Annotated in this window: 1 protein-coding gene; it reads left to right on the top strand. The window is 52.7% G+C overall.

Annotated elements, in window-relative coordinates:
• Positions 1–711, top strand: a 711-nt coding sequence (locus ACLRGG_RS21175; RefSeq protein WP_416251563.1) for an elongation factor Tu, incomplete at both ends; no start/stop codon positions are given.

Genomic DNA, 711 nt, shown 5'->3' with positions numbered 1-711 from the left:
GTTGACCACGGTAAAACTACCCTGACTGCAGCTATCACCACTGTTCTGGCTAAAACCTACGGCGGTTCTGCACGCGCATTCGATCAGATCGATAACGCGCCAGAAGAAAAAGCACGTGGTATCACCATCAACACCTCTCACGTTGAATATGACACCCCGACTCGCCACTACGCGCACGTAGACTGCCCGGGCCACGCCGACTATGTGAAAAACATGATCACCGGTGCTGCTCAGATGGACGGCGCGATTCTGGTTGTTGCTGCGACTGACGGCCCAATGCCTCAGACCCGTGAGCACATCCTGCTGGGTCGTCAGGTTGGCGTTCCTTTCATCATCGTGTTCATGAACAAGTGCGACATGGTTGATGACGAAGAGCTGCTGGAACTGGTTGAAATGGAAGTTCGTGAACTTCTGTCTGCCTACGACTTCCCTGGTGATGACCTGCCAATCGTTCGCGGTTCTGCACTGAAAGCACTGCAGGGCGAAGCTGAGTGGGAAGCCAAGATCATTGAGCTGGCTGAGCATCTGGATAACTACATCCCAGAGCCAGAGCGCGCAATTGACAAGCCATTCCTGCTGCCAATCGAAGATGTGTTCTCCATCTCCGGTCGTGGTACCGTTGTTACCGGTCGTGTAGAGCGCGGTATCATCAAAGTTGGTGAAGAAGTTGAAATCGTTGGTATCAAAGATACCGTGAAATCAACCTGTACC

It is taken from the genome of Erwinia sp. PPS120 (assembly GCF_047918655.1).
GTDB classification, from domain to species: Bacteria; Pseudomonadota; Gammaproteobacteria; order Enterobacterales; family Enterobacteriaceae; genus Erwinia; species Erwinia tasmaniensis_A.
The sequence above is the reverse complement of the archived record's forward strand: the minus strand, read 5'-3'. Positions and strand labels throughout refer to the sequence as shown.